Origin of the sequence: Acidovorax sp. SUPP2825, assembly GCF_030158995.1 — a bacterium.
In the GTDB taxonomy this organism is placed as follows: Bacteria; Pseudomonadota; Gammaproteobacteria; order Burkholderiales; family Burkholderiaceae_C; genus Paracidovorax.
In genome coordinates, this window is the sequence record NZ_BQXK01000002.1 from 205,584 (window position 1) to 230,466 (window position 24,883).

Genomic DNA, 24,883 nt, shown 5'->3' on the forward strand with positions numbered 1-24,883 from the left:
CGCGGCACATGGCCAAGTTCTTCATCGAGCGCCCCATCTTCGCGTGGGTGATCACCATTTTCATCATCGTGATGGGGGCCATCTCCATCACGCGGCTGCCGATCGCGCAGTACCCCGCCGTCGCGCCGCCGACCATCCAGGTGTCGGTGGCCTACCCTGGCGCCAACGCCCAGACGCTGGAGGACAGCGTGCTGGCCGTCATCGAGCGCGAGATGAACGGTGCGAGCGGCCTGGCCTACGTCGAGACGACCAGCCAGGCCAACGGCACCGGCAGCATCGTGCTGAGCTTCGAGCCCGGCACCAATGCCGACCTCGCGCAGGTGGACGTGCAGAACCGGCTCTCTCGCGCCACGCCGCGGCTGCCGAGCGCCGTGACCCAGCAGGGCGTGCGCGTGGAGCAGTCGCGCTCCAACTTCCTGATGTTCGCCATGCTCACGACGGAAAGCCCCGACGTGAGCATCGAGGCGCTGAACGACTACGCGGCGCGCAACGTGGTTCCCGAACTGCAGCGCGTGGCCGGCGTGGGCACGCTCACGCAGTTCGGCTCCGAACGCGCCATGCGGATCTGGGTGGACCCGGCCAAGCTCAAGGGATTCAACCTGTCGCTCGACCAGGTCAACGCCGCCATCCGCGCGCAGAACGCGCAGGTGTCCGCTGGTAACCTGGGCGATCTGCCGGCCGAGACGGGCCAGCCCGTGGCGGCCACCATCGTGGTGCAGGGCCAGTTGTCGTCGGCCGAAGAGTTCGGCCGCATCGTGCTGCGCGCCAACACCGACGGCTCGGCCGTCCGCCTCAGGGACGTGGCCCGCATCGAGCTGGGCTCGCAGAGCTACAACACCAGCGCGCGCCTGAACGGCAAGGACGCCGTGGGCCTGGGCGTGCAGGCCACGCCGTCTGCGAATGCCCTGGCCACGGCCAAGGCGGTGAAGGCCAAGCTGGAAGAGCTCAAGAAGTTCTTCCCGCAGGGCGTGAACTACGTGGTGCCGTACGACACCTCCAAGTTCGTGTCCGTCTCGATCGAGAAGGTGGTGCACACGCTGATCGAAGCCGTGGTGCTGGTGTTCATCGTGATGTTCCTGTTCCTGCAGAACTTCCGCTACACCATCATCCCGACCATCGTGGTGCCGGTGGCGCTGCTGGGCACCTTCGGCGTGCTGATGGCCATGGGCTTTTCGATCAACGTGCTGACCATGTTCGGCATGGTGCTGGTGATCGGGATCGTGGTGGACGATGCCATCGTGGTGGTGGAGAACGTCGAACGGATCATGGCCGAGGAAGGCCTGCCGCCGCTGCAGGCCACCCGCAAGGCCATGGGTCAGATCTCGGGCGCCGTGATCGGCGTGACCGTGGTGCTGATCTCGGTGTTCGTGCCGCTGGCGTTCTTCGCCGGCTCCACCGGCAACATCTACCGCCAGTTCGCGGCCACGATGGCCACGTCGATCGCCTTCTCGGCGTTCCTCGCGCTGTCGCTCACGCCGGCCCTGTGCGCCACGCTGCTCAAGCCGATCGATCCCGAGCACCATGCCGAGAAGAAAGGCTTCTTCGGCTGGTTCAACCGTTCGTTCAAGAACGCCACGCACGGCTATGAGAGCGGCCTGAGCAAGATGCTGCGCCGCGGCGGCCGCATGATGATCGTGTACCTCGCGCTGATCGGCGCGGTGGCGGTGGTGTTCATGCGCCTGCCGACCTCGTTCCTGCCCAACGAAGACCAAGGCTACATCATCACCAACGTGCAGTTGCCGCCCGGCGCCGCGCAGTCGCGGACAAGCGAGGTGCTCAAGCAGGTCGAGGGCTACATGCTCAAGCAGCCCGAGGTCGAGAACATCGTGACCGTGGCGGGCTTCTCGTTCTCCGGCCAGGGCCAGAACGCGGGCCTGGCCTTCGTGATCCTGAAGGACTGGAGTGAGCGCTCCGGCGCCGAGCATGCGGCCTCGGCCGTGGCCGGCCGCGCCTTCGGTGCCCTCTCGGGCATCCGCGATGCCTTCATCTTCGCGCTGAGCCCGCCGCCCATTCCCGAACTGGGCACGGGCACCGGCTTCAACTTCCGGCTGCAGGATCGCGCGGGCCAGGGGCACGAAGCGCTGCTGGGTGCACGCAACCAGCTGCTGGGCATGGCCGGGCAGAGCAAGGTCCTCGCGGGCGTTCGCCCCGACGGCATGGAAGATGCGCCGCAGATGCAGATCGACATCGACCGCGACAAGGCCAACGCCCTGGGCATCGGCTTCGACAGCATCAGCTCGGCGCTCTCGACCGCGCTGGGTTCGAGCTACATCAACGACTTCCCGAACAAGGGCCGCCTGCAGCGCGTCGTGGTGCAAGCCGACGCGGCGGCGCGGATGCGCCCGGAATCGGTGCTGGACCTGCCGGTCGTGAACAGCCAGGGCCAGACGGTGCCGCTGTCGACCTTCGCGACCACACGCTGGATCACGGGCGCCATGCAGACGGTGCGTTACAACGGCTACCCGTCCATCAAGATCGCCGGCGATGCCGGTCCCGGCTTCACCACCGGCGATGCGATGAACGAGATGGAGCGCCTGGCCGGCCAATTGCCGCCCGGCTTCGGCTTCGAGTGGACGGGCCAGTCCCGCGAGGAAAAGCTCGCCGGCTCCCAGGCCATGATCCTCTACGCCTTCTCGCTGCTGGCGGTGTTCCTGTGCCTGGCCGCGCTGTATGAAAGCTGGACGATTCCCGTGTCGGTGCTGCTGGTGGTGCCGCTGGGCGTGCTCGGCGTGCTGCTGGCCACGCTGATGCGCGGGCTGTCGAACGACGTGTACTTCCAGATCGGCCTGGTGACCATCATCGGCCTGTCGGCGAAGAACGCGATCCTGATCGTGGAGTTCGCCAAGGACCTGCAGGCCGAGGGCAAGAGCGCACTGGAGGCCGCCCTCGAAGCCGCCCACCTGCGTTTCCGGCCGATCATCATGACCTCGCTGGCGTTCACGCTGGGCGTGGTGCCGCTGTTCATCGCCTCGGGCGCCAGCTCGGCCAGCCAGCGTGCCATCGGTACCGGCGTGATCGGCGGGATGATCACCGGCACCGTGCTGGCCGTGGTCTTCGTGCCCGTGTTCTTCGTGCTGGTGCGCACCTTCTTCAAGGGCAGCAAGCGCCAGCAGGAGCACGACGCCAAGCAGGTCCAGCACCGCCATGCCACGGAAAACCTTGAATGACGACCGATCCGCTGGAGACCCCCATGCCCCATCCCTCGTCCCTGCGCGCTAGTGCGCGCATCGCACGCCCCCTGCTGAGCGTGGTGGCTGCCGCTGCCGTGCTGGCGGGCTGCAGCTTCATCCCGACCTACGAGCGGCCCGCCGCTCCGGTGCCGCAGGCGTTCCCCAACGCCGCAGCCGCAGGCGGCGCCGAAACGGCCAAGGCCGCCGCGGACATCGACTGGAAGGAATACTTCGCCGATGCACGCCTGCAGACGCTGATCGCCATCGCGCTGGAAAACAACCGCGACCTGCGCGTGGCCGCGCTCAACATCGAGCAGGCCCGCGCGCAGTTCCAGATCCAGCGCGCCGGCCAGTTCCCCACGGTGAACGCCGCCGTCAACGCGACGCGCCAGCCCGACACGACCACGCGTTCGTATGCCAACAGCTACCAGGTCGGCCTGGCGGTTTCGGCCTGGGAAATCGACTTCTTCGGGCGCATCGCCGCCTTGAAGGAGCAGGCCCTGGCGCAGTATTTCGCCACCGAGGAGGCCCGCCGGTCCACCCAGCTGAGCCTGGTGTCGTCCGTCGCCACCGCCTGGTTCAACCTGCTGGCCGACGAGGAGCTGCTCGACATTTCCCGCCGCACGCTGGGCACGCGCGAAGAGTCGGTCAAGCTGACGCGCCTGCGCCTGGAAAACGGCGTGAGTTCCGAGCTGGACAACAGCCAGGCGGAAGGCCTGGCGCAGGCCGCCCGCGCCACCTATGCGCAGCAGCGGCGCCAGCGCATGCAGGACGAGAACGCCCTGGCCCTGCTGCTGGGCCAGCCCCTGCCGCAGGACATCCGCGACAGCCTGGGCACCACGGTGTCGCGCCTGGCCGATGCGCCCGCCATGCCGGCGCTTCCCGCGGGCCTGCCGTCCGACCTGCTCACGCGGCGCCCCGACATCCGCCAGGCCGAGCAGCAGCTCATCGCCGCCAACGCGAACATCGGCGCGGCGCGCGCGGCGTTCTTCCCGCGCATCTCGCTGACCGCGAGCGTGGGCACGGCGAGCAACGAGCTGTCGGGCCTGTTCAAGAGCGGCTCCTGGGCCTTCTCGCTGGCACCGCAGTTAGCGCTGCCGATTTTCGATGCCGGGCGCAACCAGGCCACGCTCGAATCGGCGCGGGCCGCTCGCTCCATTTCGGTGGCGCAGTACGAGAAGTCGATCCAGACCGCCTTCCGCGAAGTGTCCGACGCCCTCGCGGGCCAGGCCACCCTCGGAGAGCAGTTGGCGGCGCAGCGCGCCCAGGCGGATGCGGACGCCAAGCGCCTGCAGCTGTCGGACCTGCGCTACCGCAACGGCGTGTCCAGCTACCTTGATCTGCTGGATGCGCAGCGCTCGCTGTTCACATCCGAGCAACTCGTGGTGCAGACGCGGCTCATCCAGCTGCAAAACCAGATCACCCTGTACAAGGTGCTGGGCGGCGGCTGGACGCCGCAGGACGAGCGCGCCTCGGGCTCCTGATCCCCGCGCCCCCGCAAAACGGCTTCGGGCACGCACTGGGGTGCGGCTTTATCCGCCAGACCGGGCCCCGCGCCCTGCAAGGAAAACCGTCCTTGCAGGGCGTTTTTGTTTTCAGGGCCGCTGCGATGCGCCGGCGTGGTGCCTCCCGCCCGCAAGGGCGATCCGCACAGCCGCCACCCCAGTGCCGACCGCCGGTTCTTGATGCAGCGCAAACGCCAGGAAAAGCCGGCCGTTTTCCCTAACGGCCGGCCCCGGGGAGCCTTCCTATAATCAGCGGCTGGTTTCATCAAGCCCCCGATACATAGAGGACGTCATGAGCGACACCCCCCACGAAGAAGCGCACACCGGCCCCATCAAGAATCCCAAGCAACTGCTGTTGACGGTCTTCTTTTCGTTTGTGGTCCCGATCTTCGCCATCATCGGGCTCGTGATGTACGTGACCTCGGGCACCAAGCCGGCCGATGGCGCCGCGAACCCCGAACGGGCGCTGGCGGAACGCATCCAGAAGGTGGGCATGGTGGAAGTGCGCGATGCCAACCGCCCCCTGCGCCCCGGCGAGGAAGTCTTCAAGGGCCAGTGCGCCGCCTGCCATGCCACGGGCGCAGCAGGCGCCCCCAAGCTGGGTGACGCCGCGGCCTGGGGCCCGCGCATCAAGACCGGGTTCGAGGCGCTGGTGCATTCCGCCCTCGCCGGCAAGGGCGCGATGGCCCCGCAAGGCGGCGGCGACTTCAATGACACCGAGATCGCGCGCGGCGTGGCCTACATGGCCAACGCGGCCGGCGCCAAGTTCGAAGAGCCTGCCGCCCCCGCAGCCGCAGGGGCCTCCGGTGCCGCCGCCGGGGCGTCCGACGCCGCTGCGGCCCCAACGGTGGCTGCAGCGCCCGCTTCCGCTGCACAGGCCACCGCGGCAGCGGCACCTGCTACGGCCGCAGCGCCTGCCGCCGCCCCCACCGCAACGGCCGCTGCCGGCGCTGGCGAAGCCCTGTACAAGCAGGCGTGCCAGGTCTGCCATGCCGCCGGCATCGCCGGTGCGCCCAAGTTCGGCGACAAGGCCGCCTGGGCCGAACGCCTGAAGGACGGCATCGACGGCATGACCCGCATCGCCATCGCCGGCAAGGGTGCCATGCCGCCCCGCGGCGGCACGCAGGCGTCGGACGCGGACATCCACGCGGCGGTCGAGTTCATGGCCAACGCGGCCAAGTAAGACGAGACACCCGCCCCCAGCAAAAAGCCGGTCATCGACCGGCTTTTTTTCGTTTTGGACAGGTGACAAGGCCCTCGCCGCCGGGATACCGCCCCGGGCCGGGGCCCGGCAACGGCTCAGACCCGGAACACCGAGGGCTGCAGCACGTAGCCATAGCGCACCGGCAGATCGGCCGCCTGCACTGGCTGCGGGTCCCACTGCCCGGCCTCGACCGCCTGCGAGGCGGTTTCCATGTCCAGCGTGTGCGCCAGCCCCAGCACGGTGCCGTCGAACAGGTACAGGCGACCGGCCTCGTCCAGCAGGCATTCGCGGGCGGTGGAGGCGCGGCCGGTGTGGGCGACCAGGGTGAAATCCGACTCGATGCGCCAGACCACCGGGGTGATCTCCAGCTCCACGTACACGCGCTGCGGGCCATTCTGGAAGAACCAGCGCCCCTGGGCGTCGGCCTCGTAGTTGCGCTGGATGAAGTCGATGAGCTTGCCGTGCGCCAGCAGCGAGCCTTTGGCCTGCGGGAACGGCCCCTGGGCCTGGGTGGCGTCGTCGCGCATGTACCAGCGGCCCCGCGCGTCGAGCCCCAGCCAGCCGTAGCAGTCGGGAACGTTGGGCCACTTGGCGATGGCCTGTTTGACGATGTCATCCATGGCGCGATGGTATCGAGGGGGTTTCGCCGGCCGCGTAGTCCGGTGCCCCGTGGGCCGCCAGCCAGCCGGCCACCTCGGCCGGCATGGCGCGCACGTGGCCCGGCAGGCGCCCCTGGGCGAAGCCGACGTGCCCGCCGTGCGCGGGCTGCCACAGCGTGACGTGGGGCCCGGCCTGCCCCGCGCGCGGCAGGCTGGACGCCGGCACGAAAGGATCGTTGCGCGCATTGACGGCCAGCGCCGGGATGCGGATGCGCCCCAGCAGCGGCTGGGCCGAGGCGCGGCGCCAGTAGTCGTCGGTGTCGCGAAAGCCGTGCAGCGGCGCGGTGAACACGTTGTCGAAGTCGTACAGGTCGCGCGCGGCCAGCAGGGCCTGCCGGTCGAACAGGCCCGGGTGCTGGCGCAGCTTGGCCAGCGCCTTGGGCACCATGGTGCGCAGGAACATGCGCGTGTACACCTGCCGGTTGAAGCCCCGGCCGATGGCCGCCCCGCCCGCGGCCAGGTCGAGCGGCGAGCACACGGCCGCCACCGCATCGGCGCTGCGCGAGGCGCTGGCGCCGGCCTCGGCAGCCCAGCGCAGCAGCGCATTGCCGCCCAGCGACACGCCAACCGCCAGCAGCGGCGCGCGCGGGCCGGGCGTGCCATCGGCCCCGAGGGCGCCGTCGGCCTGCCGCTGCGCCAGCCGTGCCAGGATCCAGGCGATCTCCTCGTGGTCGCCCGAGTGGTAGGCGCGCGGGGCCAGGTTGAGCTCGCCGCTGCAGCCCCGGAAATGCGGCACGGCGTAGGCCCAGCCGCGCTCGCGCGCCACATCGGCGAAGGCCTCGGCATAGTGGCTGCGCGACGAGCCCTCCAACCCGTGGAACAGCACCAGCAGCGGCTGGCCGGGATCGGCCTGCGTCCCGGCCCCTGCGGCCGGCTCCAGGAAGTCCACGTCCACGAAATCGCCGTCCGGCGCCGTCCAGCGCTCGCGCCGATAGGCCGGTGGCGCGGCCAGCACCCGGCGCGAGGCCAGCGCCGGCCAGATGGTCTGCAGGTGGCCGCCGGGCAGCCAGCGAGGCGCTACATATTTCATAGCAAAATGCCCTAGTACTTGTTGTGCTGGAGGGCTAAAAGGCTTGAAGCCCGTGGGCCGACAACATGGCGGACAGCGCCTCAATGCAGCACCGGCGGCGGGTGGCCCGGCGCCTGGGCTTCGTGCACGGTGCCCGGGCTGGCGTGGTGGGCCACCAGGCGCCAGCCCTGCGGGGTCTTGTGGTAGACGTTGGTGGACTGCACGATGGCCTCGCGCACCCCGCCGTCCAGCACCACCTCGACGTGCTCGACCACGCTGTGCACCGCGCTGGCCATGGCCTGCACCCGGTGCACCTGGGCCGGCCGGGCGCGCAGGGTGCCGTGCTCGAACATGGCGCTGAAGGCGGCGCGGATGGCCGCAGCGCCCAGCAGGCGCGGGCCGCCGGGGTTGACGCAGACGATGTCGTCCTCCTCGGCCCAGCACGCCATCAGGCGTTCCAGGTTGCCCGTCTGCAGGGCTTCGTAGAAGGCGGCTTCGGTCTCGTCGGCGGAGCCGCCCAGGGTGGCGGCACGGTAGGGGGATCGGGTCATGGCGCTTCGGTGGGCTGTCATGCGGTGGCGCTATTGTCGGGGCTGGCGGTCGGCCCGGCGGACTACGCGGTGCCCGATCGGGCTGGGGCAGAATGCGCGGGCGCTGCCAGCCTTTCGGCACTGTCGCCTGCACCCGGCCCAGCGCACGTGCCATGAAACGTCTTCTTGCCACCCTGGCCGCCGTCCTGGCCCTTTCGGGCTGCGGCTACAACGACTTCCAGCGCCTGGACGAGCAGTCCAAGGCCGCCTGGAGCGAGGTGCTCAACCAGTACCAGCGCCGCGCCGACCTGGTGCCCAACATCGTCGCCACCGTCAAGGGCGAGGCCGCCTTCGAGCAGGACACGCTGACCAAGGTGGTCGAGGCCCGCGCCAAGGCCACGTCCATCCAGGTGACGCCCGAGACGCTGAACAACCCCGAGGCGTTCAACAAATTCCAGGCCGCGCAGGGCGAGCTGTCCGGCGCCCTCTCGCGCCTGATGGTGGTGGCCGAGCGATACCCGCAGCTGCAGGCCAACCAGGCGTTCCGCGACCTGCGCGTGACGCTGGAGGGCACCGAAAACCGCATCACCGTGGCGCGCAACCGCTACATCCAGACGGTGCAGGAATACAACGTGCTCGCGCGCAGCTTCCCCACCAACGTCACGGCCAAGGTGTTCAGCTACGACCCGAAGCCCAGCTTCACCGTGCAGAACGAGGCGCAGATCTCCACCCCGCCGGCGGTGGACTTCTCCAAGCCGGCGTCCAAGCCCTGACACCACCACCGGAGTGCCCGACATGGCCCTGGCGCACGTCCGCCTCGCGCTGACAGCTCTCTTTTTGATGGCCATCGGCTGTTTCGGCACGCCAGCGCAGGCGCAGCGCGCCGTGCCGGCACTGAGCGCGCGCGTGATCGACCAGACCGGCACGCTCAGCGCGGCCGACCGGCAGGCGCTGGACACGCGCCTGGCCGCCATCGAAAAATCCCACGGCTCGCAGGTCGTGGTGCTGATGGTGCCCACCACCGCGCCCGAGGAACTGGCCGCGTTCGCCAACCGGGTCGGCAACGCCTGGAAGGTCGGCCGCAAGGACGTGGGCGACGGCGTGCTGGTGCTGGTGGCCAAGGACGACCGCAAGATGCGCATCGAGGTGGCCAAGGCGCTGGAAGGGGCCATCCCCGACATCGCCGCCGCGCGCATCATCGACGGCGCCATGAAGCCGCGCTTTCGCGAGGGTGACTACGCAGGCGGCCTGTCCGCCGCGGTGAACCAGATCGGCGCGCGCATCGCCGGCGAATCGCTGCCCCTGCCCAGTGACACCAGCGAACGCGCGGCCCGGTCCGCGCCGGGCGTGGACTGGACCGACCTCGCCATCTTCCTGTTCTTCGGCGTGATGGTGGGCGGCCCGGTAGCGCGCGGCATTTTCGGCAACCGCCTGGGCGGGCTGCTGCTGGGCGGCGGCGTGGGCGGGCTGGCGTTTCTGTTCACCACCAGCGTGCTGCTGGCCGGCGGCGCCGGGCTGATCGCGCTGCTCTACACCTGGCTTTTCAGCGGCACCGGCCTGTCCCTGGGCGGGCGGCGCGGCGGCGGCTTCGGGCCGGCCGGGGGCGGTGGGATCGGCACGTCCACCGGAGGTTTCGGCGGCTGGAGCGGTGGCAGTGGCGGCGGCAGCAGCAGCGATGGCGGTGGCTTCAGTTCGGGCGGCGGCGGCGATTTTGGCGGCGGCGGCGCCTCGGGAGACTGGTGACCATGGCAAAGACTTCGCTGGCCCACGCGGCCCCCCCTTCGGCCCTGTCGCGCATCGCGCGGCTCGTGCGGCTCGTGCGGCACCGGTGGGTGGAAGGCCGCCTGCACCAGGCCCTGCCGCCCGACGTGCTGGAGCGCATCACGCGCCGCGTGGCCGCCAGCGAGCGCCGCCACACCGGGCAGATCCGCATCTGCGCCGAAGGCGGCCTGCCCACCAGCTACCTATGGCGCGGCGCCAGCGCCCGCGAGCGGGCCGTCACGCTGTTCGGCAAGCTGCGCGTGTGGGACACCGAGCACAACAACGGCGTGCTCATCTACCTGCTGGTGGCCGAGCAGGCCATCGAGATCGTGGCCGACCGGGGCCTGGCCCGCGCCGTGCCGCCCGAGACCTGGCGCACCCTGGTCGCTCACATGGGCGAGGCCTTTCGCGCCGAGCGTTACGAGGACGGTTTGACGCAGGCGCTGGCGGAGGTGTCCGCCCTGCTGGCCGAGCACTTCCCCACAGGAATGGGCGAAGAGGGGGCGGTGGCGAGCGGGCGCAACGAACTGCCCGATGCGCCGGTGCTGGCGGGCGATGCGCTGCTGAAAGAATAGCCCCGGCCCTTGGCGCGCAAGCGTGCCCTGCGAGGCTTGGCTCAAGGCTTCGCAAAACCGGGCATCCCTGCGCGCGGAACATGGAACGTTTTCGCTGACGCACAGACGATCGCCGGTACCGCCAGCGCATGAGCGCGGCAGGAAAGGCGCCCCAAATGGACCCCCTTCGGCCTCCGAGCCGCACCCGACTGCGCGAGCACCGCCCAGAGATGGCCAGCCACATCGGTACGCCTCGGCGGAGCCAAGCTTCGTCAAAGCCGCAATTGCCTGCTTCCGGGCTGGCGGCACCGGACATTCATGGCGCGCTTTACCGTCTGCCGTTCGGCCTCGGGCACCGGTCCATCGTCTGCCCGCTCAACCCGCAGCGCGGCAGCCACCCATTCACAGCCCCCAACTGGAAAATCACCCATGTCAGGCATTGAACGCATTGGTACCGTGAGGCCGCGTGAGCAAAGTGTTGGGTCACCGTCCGTCGCAGACCGCCAGGTCCGCGCACGCAGAACCAGTCCAGCGCACCCTGCCGGCCCTTTGGCTGCGCGCAATCCATTGTCGGGAAACGCCGCCGAAGCCGCTGCCTACCTTCGAGCGCCGCGTGCCCACTTGCCTCTGCCAGACCTGAACACCGCACTGCCCCAACCGCCGAACCTGCCGGATCTGAACGCCGCACTGCCCCAACCGCCGAACCTGCCGGATCTGAACGCCGCGCTGCCCCAACCGCCGGACCTGCCGGACCTGAACGCCGCGCTGCCCCAACCGCCGGACCTGCCGGACCTGAACGCCGCACTGCCCGCATCGTCAGAGGAGTACGCTGCACAGCCTCATCCACTCGATTTGAACAACACGCCACCGCCATCACCAGACGCGTGGTCAGAGACCTCGGACTCGGAAGAAGAAAGCTGGCAAAGCGAGAACGAAGCGGCGCCGGACCCGCTCACGCTTCCGTTTGCGAACCATGCCGCATTGGGGGTTCACGGAACGCCCCATTCGTCCCAGGTCTTTGCGTTGCTGGACCAGTTGAATGCCCAGCCGGAGTTGGCGCCCCAGGTGCTGCGCGTATCAGCCGACCTGCTCGTGGAACTCGGCGCCCTGCCGGAACTGCGCGACGGGTTGGAAGCGCGGGCCCGGGACAGCACCTTGCACCCCGTCACGACCGAGGCCATCCGGCAGTTGATGGGCATCCTGATGGACTTTGAAAACGAAGATGTCGAGTCGGAGGACGAAGGGGAGGAGAACGAGCAAGACGAACTCGCCCGGGACCTGAAGCGCCAAACGAGGCCTCTCGGCTGGGAAGCCGCCCAATGGCTGGGCCCGGACCATCCCGAAGCCGCTGCATTGAGCGCTTTCGATGACGAGCCACAGGCGCCCGCTTTTGCCCGCCTGCTCGCCCGACTGCGCGATGCCGGCCGCGAGGGCCCGGAGGGCGGCTCCTCGACGGTAGCAGCGCAACGGGGCGAGCAGGTCGCGGCCGTCATCCATGCGATAGCAGGCGATCCCGATCTGCGCGCGCAGGTCTATCTGATAGCGCAAACGGCTTTGGGCAGTTGCCAGGACAACGTGCTCGAAGGTTTTTCCAAAGCGCTGTTGGCGGTGCGCAACCACCAGATGGTGGCGGACATCCGCAGCGGCCGGGTGGACGCCACGCAGTTCCAGCGCTGGGCAAGGCAGCAGTTCCGGTTGGCTTTGCTGGAAAGCGAGGTCACCCGGTTCATTCATCAGGAACTGCAGCGCCCGGACCTTGGCCCCTGGCCCAAGCGACAACTCACGCGGGAGCCGCTGGAAACGCTGATGCACGCCAAGCAGGCGCTGCGGGACCGACTGGATCTGCCGGAGGGCACCGTCACCGGCGTACAGGCCTTGCAATTGAGCGTGCTTCGCCAAAACAACGTGGCCGATCTGGCCCGCGCCGTGGAGCAACAGGCGAGCGATCCTACCGCTTATGGCGAATTTCGCTTTAACCACCCGACATGGCGTGAAGGAATGAAAGCGCTGCACCCGCGCGAATTCGGCCAGCTCACCACGGCACGCGACGACGATCCGTTCTTCGATGAAGACCTGCCGCAGGGCCTGGAAGCGGAGGTCGAGTACGCCATCCGCAGCCGGGCGGTCGAGGCGAAATGGCTGCACGAGGAAAATCTGCTGCTGAGGCATTTGGGGGAAATCGGGGCGCCTGACCCGTCCATGAAACCCGAACCGGACATGGCGTAAGCCGCATTGGGCCGGTGTTGCGCCGGCTTCGCAAAACGATGCACCCGTGCGCACGGGGCAGGACGCCACCGCGTTCCCGCACGAACATCGCCGGTACCGCCCCGCTCGAATGCGGCGGGAAAGGCGACCATGGACCCCCTACGACATTCCGGCCGCATCCGGCCACGAGAACACAGCCCCGAGGCCAGCGGCGCAGCGCCCACCCGGCCCGTTCGCGCCCGAACGACCGGTCCAGCCGCAGATGCAGCCCTGCCCCTGTCGCCACGCCGCACTTCTGCCAGCGCGCCCACGGCAGGACCCTCCTTGCCGCCACGCTCGGCCATGCCGCTGCGCCCGCCGCTGCCCGCCACCGCCGTGGCCAGCCCGCGCGGGGAGGTGCCGTCAGCCCCTGGATCGCCACAGTCCGATGATGGCGCGCTGGACCTCGAAACGCCCGAGCACTTGCAGCACGCTTTGGGGGAACTGGGCATCCATGGCCCGCTGGCCTCTTCGCAGCTCTTCGATCTGGTGGCGCTGGCCGTGCAGCGCCCTGATCTGGAAAACCATATCCAGCAAATGGCGGCGGCCCTTTCGACACGCCAGGGCGTTCGGGCCGAAATCAAAACGGGGCTGGAAGCGTTATGGCAACAGCACCGCCACAGCCACCCCGCCGCGGCGCGCGTGATCGAACTCGTCATGAACCCGGTGGGCACGTTCGTGACCACCGCCCCCTCACTGGAAGAGGGCGATGACGCATCGGACCTCGAAGTCGACCTCGATGCCTACCTCGAGACCCAGCGCGACGAAGAACTCGACGAGGGCGATGTCGAAGGCGACCTCGAACGCCTGAAAGCGCCACTGGGTCACCAGATCCGGACATGGATGGGCAGCGGCATGGCGCAGGCCGCCACCGCGGACCCCCATGCCTTCGACGACGAGCCCCAGGCACCTGCCTTCGCCCGGGTGCTGGAGCGCCTGCACGACGAGGCTTACCCGGGTTTTTCGCCTGCGGCACAACAGCAACTGGCCAGCCAGGTGCGCACGACCATCCTGGCGATCGCGCGCGATCCCGATCTGCGCAGCGAGGTGTACCTGATCTCGCAGACCGCCCTCGGCGATTGCAGGGACAACCTGCTCGATGGCTTTTCCAAGGTGATGCTGGCCGTGCGCAACCGGCAGATGGTGCTGGCCGTGCGAGCGGGCAAGATCAACGAAGCGCAGTTGAACGGCCTGATGGGCCAGCAGTTCCGGCTGTCGCTGCTGGAGACCGCCACGAACCGGTTGATACACCAGATGAAGCAGCGCACCGATTTACCGCCATGGAAAGCGAAATGGCTGCAGGCGGATCCGCTGGAAACCCTGGCGCACGCCAAGGCGGCGCTGAAAAGGCCCCTTCAACTGCCGCAGGATACGGCGCAGGACCTCACCAACCTCGACTTCAGCGCGCTGGACCCGAAAGACATCGCAGCCCTGCATTCCGAGGTTTTGGCGCAGGCGGCTGACCCGCAGGCCTACCCAGCGTTTCTGATGCACCACGAGACTTGGCGTGTGGGCATACAGGAGCTGCACCAGGCGACGTTCCAGCCGTTGGAGGACGCCCGGGACAACCATCCGTTCCTTCAATTGCCCTGGCCGGACGATCATGAAAGCCCCGCCGCTTTCGAATACTCGCGACAGGCCCGTGAGATCTACAGCGAGTGGGAGGCCTCGGTGAATACGCACCTTCAGGCCTTGGCGGCTCAGGCGGGCGGAGCGATGCCGCCGAACCATCCGAGACCGCCCGAGGCCGGGCCGTCGCGCAGAACCGGCCCCGGATAACCGCCAGGACTTTCACCCACGGGCCAGGTCACTCCGGCGTGGCCCCCATGCCCGGCACCGCCCACACCCGCCCGCCGCCGGCGGCAAAAAAGCGGCGCTCCGGGCCGGAGGTCATCGTCTGGCCGCCGGTGAACTCGCCGAACGCCGGCAGCACGGTGAGTTGCGGCTCCACCGCGAAGCACGGCAGGCGCAGGGCGTCGCGCCCCCGCCCCCGCAGCACCACGGCGGGATGGACGTGGCCGGCGAGCACGTGCAGCGTGCCGTGCGCCTGCGGGTAGTGGCAACACGCGAACGGCCCGATCGGCCAGGGCTCGTCCACGATGGCGAACCCCAGGCCGGCCGGCGGATCGCCGGCGTGGCTGTCATGGTTGCCGCGCACCAGCACCACCTGCAGCGCCGCATGCGCGACGCGCCATGCCGACAGGGCGGCCAGCACGGCCGGCGATTGCGCTTCGGCCGCATGCAGGAAGTCGCCCAGCACCACCAGCCGCTGCGCGCCTTGCCGGGCGATCGGGGCCGACAGCCGATCGAGGTTGTCGCGCGTGGTACCCGAGGGCACGGGCAGCCCGCGCGCGCGGAAGGTGTCGGACTTGCCCAGGTGCACGTCGGCCACGAACAGCGTGCGGCCGGCCGGCCACCATAGGGAGCGGTCGGGCAGCAGGTGGACTTCGGTGCCGGCCAGGTGGCAGATGGCGGCGCCCTCGGCCGCGGGGTGGGTGTCCGTTGCGCTCATGCCTTGATGGTTCTTCACAGCCGGGGCAAGGGCCGCGAGGGCTTGCGCTCGCGGCGCCGCTTCGCGCCGCCGCCCGGTGCGGATTCGTCGGAGGCGGTCAGCGAGAAGTCGAGCGTGCGGCGCACCTCGGCCGCCGCGGACTGCAGGGGGTCGTGCGGCGCCACCGGGGCCTCGTCGACGGCCGGCGGTTCGCTGGCCGCGGCCTTGGGGCGCCTCCGCGCGCGCAGCGGCGGGTCGGGCGGCACCACGTCCTGCATGCGGGGCGCGGCCTCGGCCGCCGGGCCGCGGTCGTCGGCGGCACTGTCCAGTTGCGCGAGCATGCGCGCGATGCGGTCGGCCAGATGCTCGTTGGTGAGCTTTTCGCGAAAGCGCTCCACCATGAGGGGAAAGGCAAACGGGCTCGGCCGCAGCAGCGCCCGCACCACCCGCTGCTGACCCTGCATGCGGCGCAACGCGGCCAGTAGCTGGGCCACGTCCAGCTCCTGGCTCAGCACCTCTTCGTCGGCCTGGCGCAGCAGCATGTTGGTGGTGTCGTATTTGCGAAAGACCTCGAAGACCAGTTGCGACGACGCCTGCAGCTGGCGGGCGCTGCGGCGCTCGCCGGGGTGGCTTTGGAAGATCAGCCCCGACACGCGCGCGATCTCGCGAAAGCGCCGCCGCGCCATCTCGGTGGCGTTCAGGCTGGCCAGCACTTCGTGCAGCAGGGCCTGGCGCTCGGGGTCGCCATGCGGCGCCTCGGGCAGGGGGTGGCCCGCGGCATCGTCGGCCTCGGCCCGGGTGGCATTGGCTGTGTTGCGGATGGCCAGGGCTTCGCTGGCGGGCACGTGCAGGTCGGAAGCGACCGCGCCGGGGGCCGGGTCCGTCGTGGGCGCGGCGAGGGCACCGGGCGCGGGGCGGGCCTGCGTGCTGAGCAGCTCGGGCAGCAGGGCCGCCCAGTCGCGCTCGGTGGCGCTGAGCAGCTCCAGGCCGTAGTCGTTGACCGCGATCGAGAAGGTGCCCGCCTCGCCCTGCGCCGCGCGCCAGGCGAACAGGCTGGCCAGGCCGGTGTGTGCATGCCGCCCGGCGAAAGGGTAGAGAAACAGGTGCCAGCCTTCGCGCGTGCGCAGGGTTTCGGCCAGCAGCGTGCCGGGCGTGGGCAGGGCCGACCAGCGCTGCTGCACCTCCAGCAGCGGGCGCACGCTTTTCAGTTCGGGCGAGCGGTAGTCGCCGTCCGCCGCCAGCGCGAGCTGGCGCACCACGAAGTCGGCCAGCACGGTGGACAGCGGCATGCGCGATCCCGCCCAGCGCGGCACGGTGGGCCGACCGCGCGCGGCGCGGCGCACGTAGGCGGTCATGTCCTCGATGCGGACCATCTCCAGCACCTGGCCCGCGAACACGAAGCAGTCGCCGGCCGACAGGCGCGACAGAAAGCTCTCTTCCATGGTGCCCAGGCGCGCGCCGTGCAGCACCTGCACCACCATGCTGGCATCGCTCACGATGGTGCCGATGTTGGCGCGGTGGCGCCGCGCCAGGCGCGCATCGGGCATGCGCCACACGCCGTCCTCGTCAGGCACCACGCGCTGGTAGTCCGGGTACACGGCCAGCGACGGCCCGCCCCGGTGCACGAAGTCCAGGCACCAATGCCACACGGCGCGCGGCAGGTCGGCATAGGCGGCCGTGCGGCGCACCTCGGCATAGAGCGCCTCGGGCTCGAAGCCGCCGCCCAGGGCGACGGTGACCAGGTGCTGCACCAGCACGTCCACGGGGCGGCGCGGGCTGGCGCGCATCTCCACTTGGCCCGCCTGCACCGCGGCGCGGGCGGCGGCGGCCTCGACCAGCTCCAGGCTGTGGGTGGGCACGAGCGTGATGCGCGACGGCCGCCCGGGCGCGTGGCCCGATCGCCCCGCGCGCTGCAGCAGCCGCGCGATGCCCTTGGCCGAGCCGATCTGCAGCACGCGCTCCACGGGCAAAAAGTCCACGCCCAGGTCCAGGCTGGAGGTGCACACCACCGCCCGCAGCCGCCCGGCCTTGAGCCCGGCCTCGACCCATTCGCGCACGCCGCGGTCCAGCGAGCCGTGGTGGATGGCCAGCTCGCCCGCCCAGTCGGGCCGTGCATCGAGAATGGCCTTGTACCAGACCTCGGCCTGCGAGCGCACGTTGACGAAGACCAGCGTGGTGCGCGTGCCGGCCAGCTCGCGCACCACGGCGGGCAGCATCGACAGGCCCAGGTGGCCGGCCCAGGAAAAGCGCTCGGGGTGGTCGGGCAGCAGCGTGTCCACCACCAGGCGCTTGTCCACCCGCCCCTGCACCAGCACGCCCTCTGTGGAGCCGCCGCCCTGCCGACCGGGCGGCTGGCCCAGCAGCGTGTGCATGGCTTCCTCCAGGTTGCCGAGCGTGGCCGACATGCCCCACACGCGCAGCGCCGGGTTCCAGCCCTGCAGCCGGGCGATGGCCAGCTGCACCTGCACCCCGCGCTTATTGCCCAGCAGCTCGTGCCATTCGTCGGCCACCACCAGTTGCACGGACGACAGCACCTCGCGCGCATCGCCCCGCGCCAGCAGCAGCGACAGGCTCTCGGGCGTGGTCACCAGCACCGTGGGCAGGCGCCGCGACTGCGCGCTGCGCTCGCCGCTGGCGGTATCGCCCGTGCGCGCGCCGGCCGTCCAGCGCGCCACGCCGCCATGCACCGGCGCCAGCGCATCGAGCGGCGCCTGCAGCGCCTTGAGCGTGTCGGCCGCCAGCGCCCGCATGGGCGTGAGCCACAGGACGGTGAGCGGCGCGGCGGTGCTCTGGCGTCCCCGCGAAGGGATTGCTACTTTTGTTATAGCGCCATGCCCTAGTACTCTTTGTGCCGGGGCCCGATTCGACTCAGATCCTTCCGGATCACCGACCAGCGCCTGAAGGGCCCCCAGCCACACCGCATAGGTCTTGCCCGCCCCGGTCGTCGCGTGCAGCAGCCCCGAGCGGCCCTCCGCCATGGCCTTCCACACCTGCTTCTGGAACGGGAACGGCTTCCAGTCCCGCTGCGCGAACCAGTCGGCCACCGCGCGCTGGACCGTGGACCGGGTCACTGCCAGCCCCCCTGCCGTGGCGACCGGCTCCGCAACGACGTTCGCGCCTCGCCGGCCCGTACCCAGCGGCGTGACAAAGGAAGCGCCATGGCTTGCGCCCCCCGCTCCGCTTGCGCTGCGCTGCGCAGCGGCTGGCGCACGAACGGCCGCACCGGACGGAACGACGACCACCCGCCCGGCCGCGCCGCCGCGGAGCGCGCAGGCACGGCCCCCGCTCGCCGCGCGCACCGCAGGCAGCCCGCCGAAAAGCGCAGGCAAGCCGGGTGCGCCGCCTTGGCCCGGAGCGTTTTCTTGGGGTGCGTCACCGCAGGGTGCGCCGGCCGCCGGCCCACCGCCCGGCCCAGGAACGCCGCGGGCTCACGGCCATCGTCAATGCGCGGCATGGACGGGCCTCCCGCGATCACGCATCCGACCTCGGCAACAGCGCCGCCAGGGTGTCCACCGAATCCGCTTCGTCCACGGGCTTGTCCTCGCGCCAGCGCAGCATGCGCGGAAAGCGCACGGCGATCCCGCTCTTGTGGCGGCTGCTGCGGGCGATGCCCTCGAACCCCAGTTCGAACACCAGCGTGGGCCGCACGCTGCGCACCGGGCCGAAGGTCTCGACGGTGGTCTTGCGGATGACCGCATCCACCCGCGCCATCTCCGCATCGGTCAGGCCGGAATAGGCCTTGGCGAACGGCACCAGCGCGCGGCCCTCCGTGCCCGGCGGGCCGTCCCACACCGCGAAGGTGTAGTCGCTGTAGAGGCTGGCGCGCCGGCCGTGGCCGCGCTGAGCATAGATCAGCACCGCATCGATGCTCAAGGGGTCGATCTTCCACTTCCACCACGTGCCCACGTCCTTGGTACGGCCCACACCGTACTCGGCATCGCGGGCCTTGAGCATCATGCCCTCCACACCCAGCGAACGGGCCTGCTCGCGCTGGACCGCCAGATCCTGCCAGCTGTCGCCCTGCAGCACCGGGCTGGCCACCAGCGCCGGGTGCGCCACGCGCGCCAGCAGCGCATCGAGCCGCGCCCGCCGTTCGTGCTGGGGCCGCTGGCGCAGGTCCTGGCCGCCCTCCTCCAGCAGGTCGTAGGCGAGCAGCACCACGGGCAGCTCGCGCAGCAGCTTCGGTGTGAGGGTCTTGCGGCCGATGCGCTTTTGCAAGTCGGCGAACGGGCGCACGTGGGCCGCGGCATCGCCCTCGGCAGCGCGCCAGACGACGATCTCGCCATCGAGCACCGTGCCGTCGGGCAGCGCTTCCCCGAGCGCCTGCAGCTCTGGGAAGCGGTCGCTCACCAGCTCCTCGCCGCGCGACCAGACCCAGGTGCCGGCGCCGTCGCTGGCGCCCTCGGCGCGGGTGCTGCGCCGCACGATCTGGGCGCGGATGCCGTCCCACTTCCACTCCACGATCCACTGCGCGGGCGGGCCGAGCACCGTGTCGAACTGCGACACCGGCAGTTGCAGCGGGTGCGCCAGGAAGAACGGATAGGGATGGCCCCGGGCTTCGCCCTGCGCCGCGTCATCGCCGCCTTCGCCCTCGGCCGCGACCAGGCGCAGGTAGTCGGCCTCGCCCGGACGCGCCCCGATGTGCGTATAGCCCATGAGCCGCTGCGCGACACGCTTGGCATCCACGCCGCTCACCGCCGCCAGCGCCTGCGTGACCTGCAGGCGCGACACGCCCACGCGGAACGCCCCCGTGATGAGCTTGAAATACACCAGCCGCTCTTCGGGCGCGAGACCCGCCCACTGGGCCCGCAGCGTGGTCTCCAGCGCCTCGGGCGGCATGCCGCGCAGGGGCAGCAGGTGGTGCTCCATCCACTCGGCCAGCCCCAGCGCCTGCACGGCGGTGGGCGCGGGCAGCAGCAGCGAGATGGTCTCGGCCAGATCGCCCACGGCCTCGTAGCTCTCGTCGAACAGCCATTCGGGCAACCGGGCCGCATCGCGCGCCAGGGTGCGCAGCAGCTTGGTCGGCACCAGCTGGCGTGGCTTGCCGCCGGCCAGGAAATACACCGCCCACGCCGCATCCGCCGGCGCCGCGGCGCGCAGGTAGGCCTGCAGCGCGGCCTGCTTGGCCAGGCTGGAGGTGCTGGCGTCGAGCGCGCGGTAGAGCGCGGCGAAGTCCTTCATGGCGCAGACGAAGGGGGTCGGCGGGGCGCAACGGAGGACAGGGAGGGGGACTCGGCCTCGGAAGGGGCCGCGCCCTCCCCAGCGGCCGGCTCCGTGAGGGCGCCTTGATCGGGATCGATGGCCGCAGCGGTGCGTTTCGATCGGCCCCTGGGGCGGGGCCTCGGAGCACCGGACACGCCGTCCAGCGCTGCGGCCTGGGCGGCTGCGGCCACATCGCCCGGGCCTTCGCCGGCCTGCGCAGCGGGGTCGCTGGCATCGGACGGTGACCGGGCAGACCGCGCACCGTCGATCACCGGGGACGCATCTCCACCGGGCTGGGCGATCGCGGGCGTAGCCGCCTGCGCGGCACGGGCCGCGTCCACCGCCTCATCGGCCTGCGCGGGCACCGGCACGGCCGATGCCGGAGCGGCCTCCTGGTCATCCTCATCGCCGTATTCCGTGTGGAACGACTGCGCATCCAGCCCCTGTTCGCACAGCCAGCGCACCAGCACCGCCACGCTGCCATGGGTCACGAAAACGCGTTCGGCCCCGGTGGCCCCGATCGCCCGCTGCAGGCCGGGCCAGTCCGCGTGGTCCGACATCACGAACCCCCGGTCCACGCCCCGGCGGCGGCGCGTGCCGCGCAGCTGCATCCAGCCGCTGGCGAACGCATCGGCATGGCGGGCGAAGCGGCGCATCCAGGGCGTGCCCTGGGCGGACGGCGGGGCCAGGACCAGCGCGGTCTTGAGCATTTGGGCATCCACCCCCGGATCGGTCACGCGAAAGGTGGGCGGCAGGTCCACGCCGGCCGCGCGGTACACCGCATTGAGCGGCTCCACGGCCCCATGCACCACGATCGGACCGATGCTGCGGTCCACGCCGTGCAGGATGCGCTGCGCCTTGCCGAAGGCATAGCACAGCAGCACCGAGGGCCGGCCCTGGGCGGCATTGGCGCGCCACCAAGCATCGATGTCGGCGAACAGCACCGGCTGCGTGGGCCAGCGGTAGATGGGCAGGCCGAAGGTGGATTCGGTGATGAAGGTGTCGCAGCGCACCGGCTCGAACGGGGTGCAGGTGCCGTCGGCCTCGGTCTTGTAGTCGCCCGATGCGACCCACACCCGCCCGCCGTGCTCCAGCCGCACCTGGGCGGATCCGAGCACATGGCCGGCGGGGTGCAGCGACAGGCGCACGCCGTGGTGTTCGATGGCCTCGCCATAGGCCAGCGTCTGCAAGGCGATGTCGGCGCCCAGCCGGGCCCGCAGGACGCCCTCGCTGTCGGTATGGGCGAGGTAATGGGCGTGGCCCACGCGCGCATGGTCCGAATGGCCGTGCGTGATGACCGCCCGCTCCACCGGCCGCCAGGGGTCGATGTAGAAATCGCCCGCGGTGCAGTACAAGCCTTCGGGGCGCGCGACGATCAGATCGACGTCACCGCGCGCCATGTCCGGTGTCTTTCGCGAAAGGGGAGAAGCGCCTACGGGCGACCTGTCTGACCCCGTCGCCCAATGCGCCGTGCGTAGAAGGAAGTGCTGTGTGCGCTTGCATGCCGAATGCTATCGCCCACCCCTCTTTCGCCCGGGTGCGGAACGCCGCATGCCCGTGTCAGCCGACGCCTACCGTGCTGGTGGTGCCCCGGCCGCCCGGCCCGAGCCCGCCTGCACCGCCCTTTTGGCTCATTCATCACGGCCATGAAAAAAGCCGCCCACGGGCGGCTCTGTCGCGGACGGCAGGCAGGCCGTTCGTTCGGTCAGCGCTTTTGGCGGAACTTGCGCAGCGCAGCGATCTGCGCGGCCATCACGGCCAGTTCCGATTGCGCCTTGGCCAGGTCGAGTTCGCTCTTGGCGTTCTTGACGGCTTCTTCGGCCGCGGCCTTGGCCTGGTTGGCCTTCTCGTCATCCAGGTCCTTGCCGCGCACCGCGGTATCGGACAGCACCGTCACGCGGTGGGGCTGCACTTCCAGAATGCCACCGGCCACGAAGACGAACTCTTCGCCGCCATCGGCCATCTCGATGCGCACCGAGCCGGGCTTGATGCGCGTGATCAGCGGGGTGTGGCGGGGGTAGATGCCCAGTTCACCGGCTTCGCCGGGCAGAGCGACGAACCGCGCTTCGCCGGAGAAGATGGACTCTTCGGCGCTGACGACATCGACGTGAATGGTGTTCATGGGGTTCCTTCCAAAAGTCGGGAAAGCTGGAAATCGGCAGTCTGCTCGGTCGGCGCTCCGCAGGTGCCTGGAAGCACCCGCATGGCACGCTCACCCGTGGCAGGCCGCCGACCGCGCCGCCTTACGCGACCTTCTTGGCCTTTTCGAAGGCTTCGTCGATCGTGCCGACCATGTAGAACGCCTGCTCGGGCAGGTGATCGCACTCGCCGGCCACGATCATCTTGAAACCACGGATGGTTTCGGACAGCGGTACGTACTTGCCTGGCGAGCCCGTGAACACTTCGGCCACGTGGAACGGCTGCGACAGGAAACGCTGAATCTTCCGGGCGCGGGCCACGGCCAGCTTGTCCTCGGGAGCCAGTTCGTCCATGCCCAGAATGGCGATGATGTCGCGCAGTTCCTTGTAGCGCTGCAGCGTGCCTTGCACACCGCGGGCCACCGCATAGTGCTCTTCGCCCACGACTTGCGGGTCGAGCTGGCGGCTGGTGGAGTCCAGCGGGTCCACGGCAGGGTAGATCCCCAGGGAAGCGATGTCACGCGACAGCACCACGGTGGAGTCCAAGTGGGCGAACGTCGTGGCGGGCGATGGGTCGGTCAAGTCATCCGCTGGCACGTACACGGCCTGGATGGAGGTGATCGAGCCCACCTTGGTGGACGTGATGCGCTCTTGCAGGCGGCCCATTTCTTCTGCCAGCGTGGGCTGGTAGCCCACGGCGGAAGGCATGCGGCCCAGCAGTGCGGACACTTCGGTACCGGCCAGCGTGTAGCGGTAGATGTTGTCCACGAAGAACAGCACGTCGCGGCCTTCGTCGCGGAACGACTCGGCGATCGTCAGACCGGTCAGCGCAACGCGCAGGCGGTTGCCTGGGGGCTCGTTCATCTGGCCGTAGACCATGGCCACCTTGGACTCTTCGAGCTTCTCGAGATTCACCACGCCGGAATCGGCCATCTCGTGATAGAAGTCGTTCCCTTCACGGGTCCGCTCGCCCACCCCTGCGAACACCGACAGACCGCTGTGGGCCTTGGCGATGTTGTTGATGAGTTCCATCATGTTCACGGTCTTGCCCACGCCGGCGCCGCCGAACAGACCCACCTTGCCGCCCTTGGCGAACGGGCACACCAGGTCGATCACCTTGATGCCGGTTTCCAGCAGTTCCTGCGAAGGCGACAGTTCGTCGTACGCAGGGGCCTTGCGGTGGATGGACGCCGTGAGGTCCTGGCTGACCGGACCGCGCTCGTCGATGGGCGCGCCCAGCACGTCCATGATGCGGCCCAGGGTCGCCTTGCCCACGGGCACGGTGATGGGGTTACCGGTGTTGGTCACCACGATGCCGCGGCGCAGGCCGTCGGACGAGCCCAGGGCGATGGTGCGCACAATGCCGTCGCCCAGCTGCTGCTGCACTTCCAGCGTCAGGGTGGAACCGTCGAGCTTCAGGGCGTCGTAAATCTTGGGCATCTGGTCGCGCGGGAACTCCACGTCCACCACGGCGCCGATACATTGAACAATCTTGCCTTGCACTTGAGCCATTTTTTGCTCCAAATAAATGTGGGTTGAGCTGTCTGTTTACACAGCAGCAGCACCGGACACGATTTCCGAAAGCTCTTTCGTGATCGCTGCCTGGCGCGTTTTGTTGTAGACCAGCTTCAACTCGCCGATGACGCTGCCTGCGTTGTCGGTGGCAGCCTTCATGGCCACCATGCGCGCGGACTGCTCGGAGGCCATGTTTTCTGCCACGGCCTGGTAGATCAGGGATTCGACATAGCGCAGCAGCAGCTCGTCGATGACGCTCTGCGCATCGGGCTCATAGATGTAGTCCCAGCCGTGCTCCGTCTTCTCCGCTTCCATCTGCGAGGAAGACAGGGGGAGCAGACGCTCCACCACAGACTCCTGCCGCATGGTGTTGATGAACTTGGTGTACCCCAGGTACACCGCGTTGATCTTGCCTTCGGCATAAGCGTCGAGCAGCACCTTCACGGGGCCGATCAGCTTGTCCAGATGCGGGGTGTCGCCCAGACCGGTGACATGCGAAACCACCTTGGCACCGACGCGGTTCAGGAAACCCAGGCCCTTGTTGCCAATGGCCACGGCCTCGGTGGACACGCCAGCAGACTGCAACTCGCGCAGCTTGGTGGTCACGGCACGCAACATGTTGGTGTTCATGCCGCCACACAGGCCCTTGTCGGTCGTCACCACGATGACACCGGCCACCTTGGCATCGTTTTCCTTCATGAAAGGATGAACGTACTCCGGATTGGCCTTGCCGAGGTTGGCGGCGATGTTGCGGATCTTCTCGCTGTAAGGACGGGCCGAGCGCATCCGCTCTTGCGCCTTGCGCATCTTGGACGCGGCCACCATTTCCATGGCCTTGGTGATCTTCTTGGTGTTTTCCACCGATTTGATCTTGCCGCGTATTTCCTTGCCTGCTGCCATG

General features: G+C 69.6%; 17 protein-coding genes and 1 pseudogene. 8 read left to right on the forward strand and 10 right to left on the reverse strand.

What is annotated here, in order from left to right; genetic code table 11:
* Positions 1-8 precede the first annotated feature (8 nt).
* From AVAK2825_RS03470 to AVAK2825_RS03480, 3 genes are all read left to right on the forward strand, one after another.
* On the forward strand, positions 9-3,167 hold the full coding sequence (locus AVAK2825_RS03470; protein ID WP_284394430.1) for an efflux RND transporter permease subunit: 3,159 nt from the start codon (positions 9-11) through the stop codon (positions 3,165-3,167).
* 23 nt (positions 3,168-3,190) lie between these two features.
* Complete coding sequence (locus AVAK2825_RS03475; RefSeq protein ID WP_284394755.1) at positions 3,191-4,654, forward strand: efflux transporter outer membrane subunit; 1,464 nt, start codon at positions 3,191-3,193, stop codon at positions 4,652-4,654.
* Positions 4,655-4,967: 313 nt separating this feature from the next.
* Positions 4,968-5,858 (forward strand): c-type cytochrome, encoded by an 891-nt coding sequence (locus AVAK2825_RS03480; RefSeq protein WP_284394433.1) that lies wholly within the window; start codon positions 4,968-4,970, stop codon positions 5,856-5,858.
* Between the two features lie 116 nt (positions 5,859-5,974).
* On the opposite strand, the gene AVAK2825_RS03485 is transcribed toward AVAK2825_RS03480, so the two are convergent.
* The 3 genes from AVAK2825_RS03485 to AVAK2825_RS03495 all read right to left on the reverse strand — a co-directional run bounded on the left by AVAK2825_RS03485 (position 5,975) and on the right by AVAK2825_RS03495 (position 8,098).
* The gene (locus AVAK2825_RS03485; RefSeq protein ID WP_284394435.1) at positions 5,975-6,499 is read right to left on the reverse strand and encodes a DUF2946 family protein; all 525 of its coding nucleotides are present in this window, start codon (positions 6,497-6,499) and stop codon (positions 5,975-5,977) included.
* Positions 6,492-7,568 carry a YheT family hydrolase gene (locus AVAK2825_RS03490; protein WP_284394437.1) on the reverse strand — a complete coding sequence of 359 codons (1,077 nt, stop codon included), beginning with the start codon at positions 7,566-7,568 and terminating at the stop codon, positions 6,492-6,494. The genes AVAK2825_RS03485 and AVAK2825_RS03490 overlap by 8 nt, the downstream gene beginning before the upstream one ends.
* 80 nt (positions 7,569-7,648) lie before the next feature.
* Positions 7,649-8,098: a YybH family protein gene (locus AVAK2825_RS03495; protein ID WP_272565757.1), complete on the reverse strand. Its 450-nt coding sequence runs from the start codon at positions 8,096-8,098 to the stop codon at positions 7,649-7,651.
* A 152-nt stretch (positions 8,099-8,250) separates the two neighbouring features.
* Between AVAK2825_RS03495 and AVAK2825_RS03500 the strand changes: the two genes are divergently transcribed.
* From AVAK2825_RS03500 to AVAK2825_RS03520, 5 genes are all read left to right on the forward strand, one after another.
* On the forward strand, positions 8,251-8,850 hold the full coding sequence (locus AVAK2825_RS03500) for a LemA family protein (RefSeq protein WP_272565758.1): 600 nt from the start codon (positions 8,251-8,253) through the stop codon (positions 8,848-8,850).
* Positions 8,851-8,872: 22 nt separating this feature from the next.
* Positions 8,873-9,820, forward strand: coding sequence for a TPM domain-containing protein (locus tag AVAK2825_RS03505; RefSeq protein WP_284394441.1), 948 nt, complete (start codon positions 8,873-8,875; stop codon positions 9,818-9,820).
* Positions 9,821-9,822: 2 nt separating this feature from the next.
* A complete protein-coding gene (locus tag AVAK2825_RS03510; protein ID WP_284394445.1) occupies positions 9,823-10,413 on the forward strand; it encodes a TPM domain-containing protein in 591 nt (196 codons plus the stop codon).
* A gap of 600 nt (positions 10,414-11,013) precedes the next feature.
* Positions 11,014-12,618 (forward strand): NEL-type E3 ubiquitin ligase domain-containing protein, encoded by a 1,605-nt coding sequence (locus AVAK2825_RS03515; protein ID WP_284394446.1) that lies wholly within the window; start codon positions 11,014-11,016, stop codon positions 12,616-12,618.
* Positions 12,619-12,939: 321 nt separating this feature from the next.
* A complete protein-coding gene (locus AVAK2825_RS03520) occupies positions 12,940-14,415 on the forward strand; it encodes an NEL-type E3 ubiquitin ligase domain-containing protein (protein ID WP_284394448.1) in 1,476 nt (491 codons plus the stop codon).
* A gap of 28 nt (positions 14,416-14,443) precedes the next feature.
* Here AVAK2825_RS03520 and pdeM read toward each other — a convergent pair whose 3' ends face one another.
* The 7 genes and pseudogenes from pdeM to atpG form a co-directional block, all read right to left on the reverse strand.
* Positions 14,444-15,148, reverse strand: coding sequence for a ligase-associated DNA damage response endonuclease PdeM (gene pdeM / locus AVAK2825_RS03525; RefSeq protein WP_284394450.1), 705 nt, complete (start codon positions 15,146-15,148; stop codon positions 14,444-14,446).
* Between the two features lie 14 nt (positions 15,149-15,162).
* Positions 15,163-18,198, reverse strand: a complete 3,036-nt coding sequence (locus tag AVAK2825_RS03530; RefSeq protein ID WP_284394451.1) for a ligase-associated DNA damage response DEXH box helicase — start codon at positions 18,196-18,198, stop codon at positions 15,163-15,165.
* Positions 18,199-18,598: 400 nt separating this feature from the next.
* Positions 18,599-20,308 (reverse strand): ATP-dependent DNA ligase, encoded by a 1,710-nt coding sequence (locus AVAK2825_RS03535; protein ID WP_284394452.1) that lies wholly within the window; start codon positions 20,306-20,308, stop codon positions 18,599-18,601.
* A 377-nt stretch (positions 20,309-20,685) separates the two neighbouring features.
* A pseudogene (locus tag AVAK2825_RS03540) lies at positions 20,686-21,729 on the reverse strand (ligase-associated DNA damage response exonuclease); the annotation flags it as partial.
* A 305-nt stretch (positions 21,730-22,034) separates the two neighbouring features.
* Complete coding sequence (locus AVAK2825_RS03545) at positions 22,035-22,451, reverse strand: F0F1 ATP synthase subunit epsilon (RefSeq protein WP_092745245.1); 417 nt, start codon at positions 22,449-22,451, stop codon at positions 22,035-22,037.
* 121 nt (positions 22,452-22,572) lie between these two features.
* On the reverse strand, positions 22,573-23,979 hold the full coding sequence (gene atpD, locus AVAK2825_RS03550; protein WP_272565773.1) for a F0F1 ATP synthase subunit beta: 1,407 nt from the start codon (positions 23,977-23,979) through the stop codon (positions 22,573-22,575).
* A gap of 36 nt (positions 23,980-24,015) precedes the next feature.
* Complete coding sequence (gene atpG, locus AVAK2825_RS03555; protein ID WP_284394457.1) at positions 24,016-24,882, reverse strand: F0F1 ATP synthase subunit gamma; 867 nt, start codon at positions 24,880-24,882, stop codon at positions 24,016-24,018.
* Between the last annotated feature and the right edge of the window lies 1 nt (position 24,883).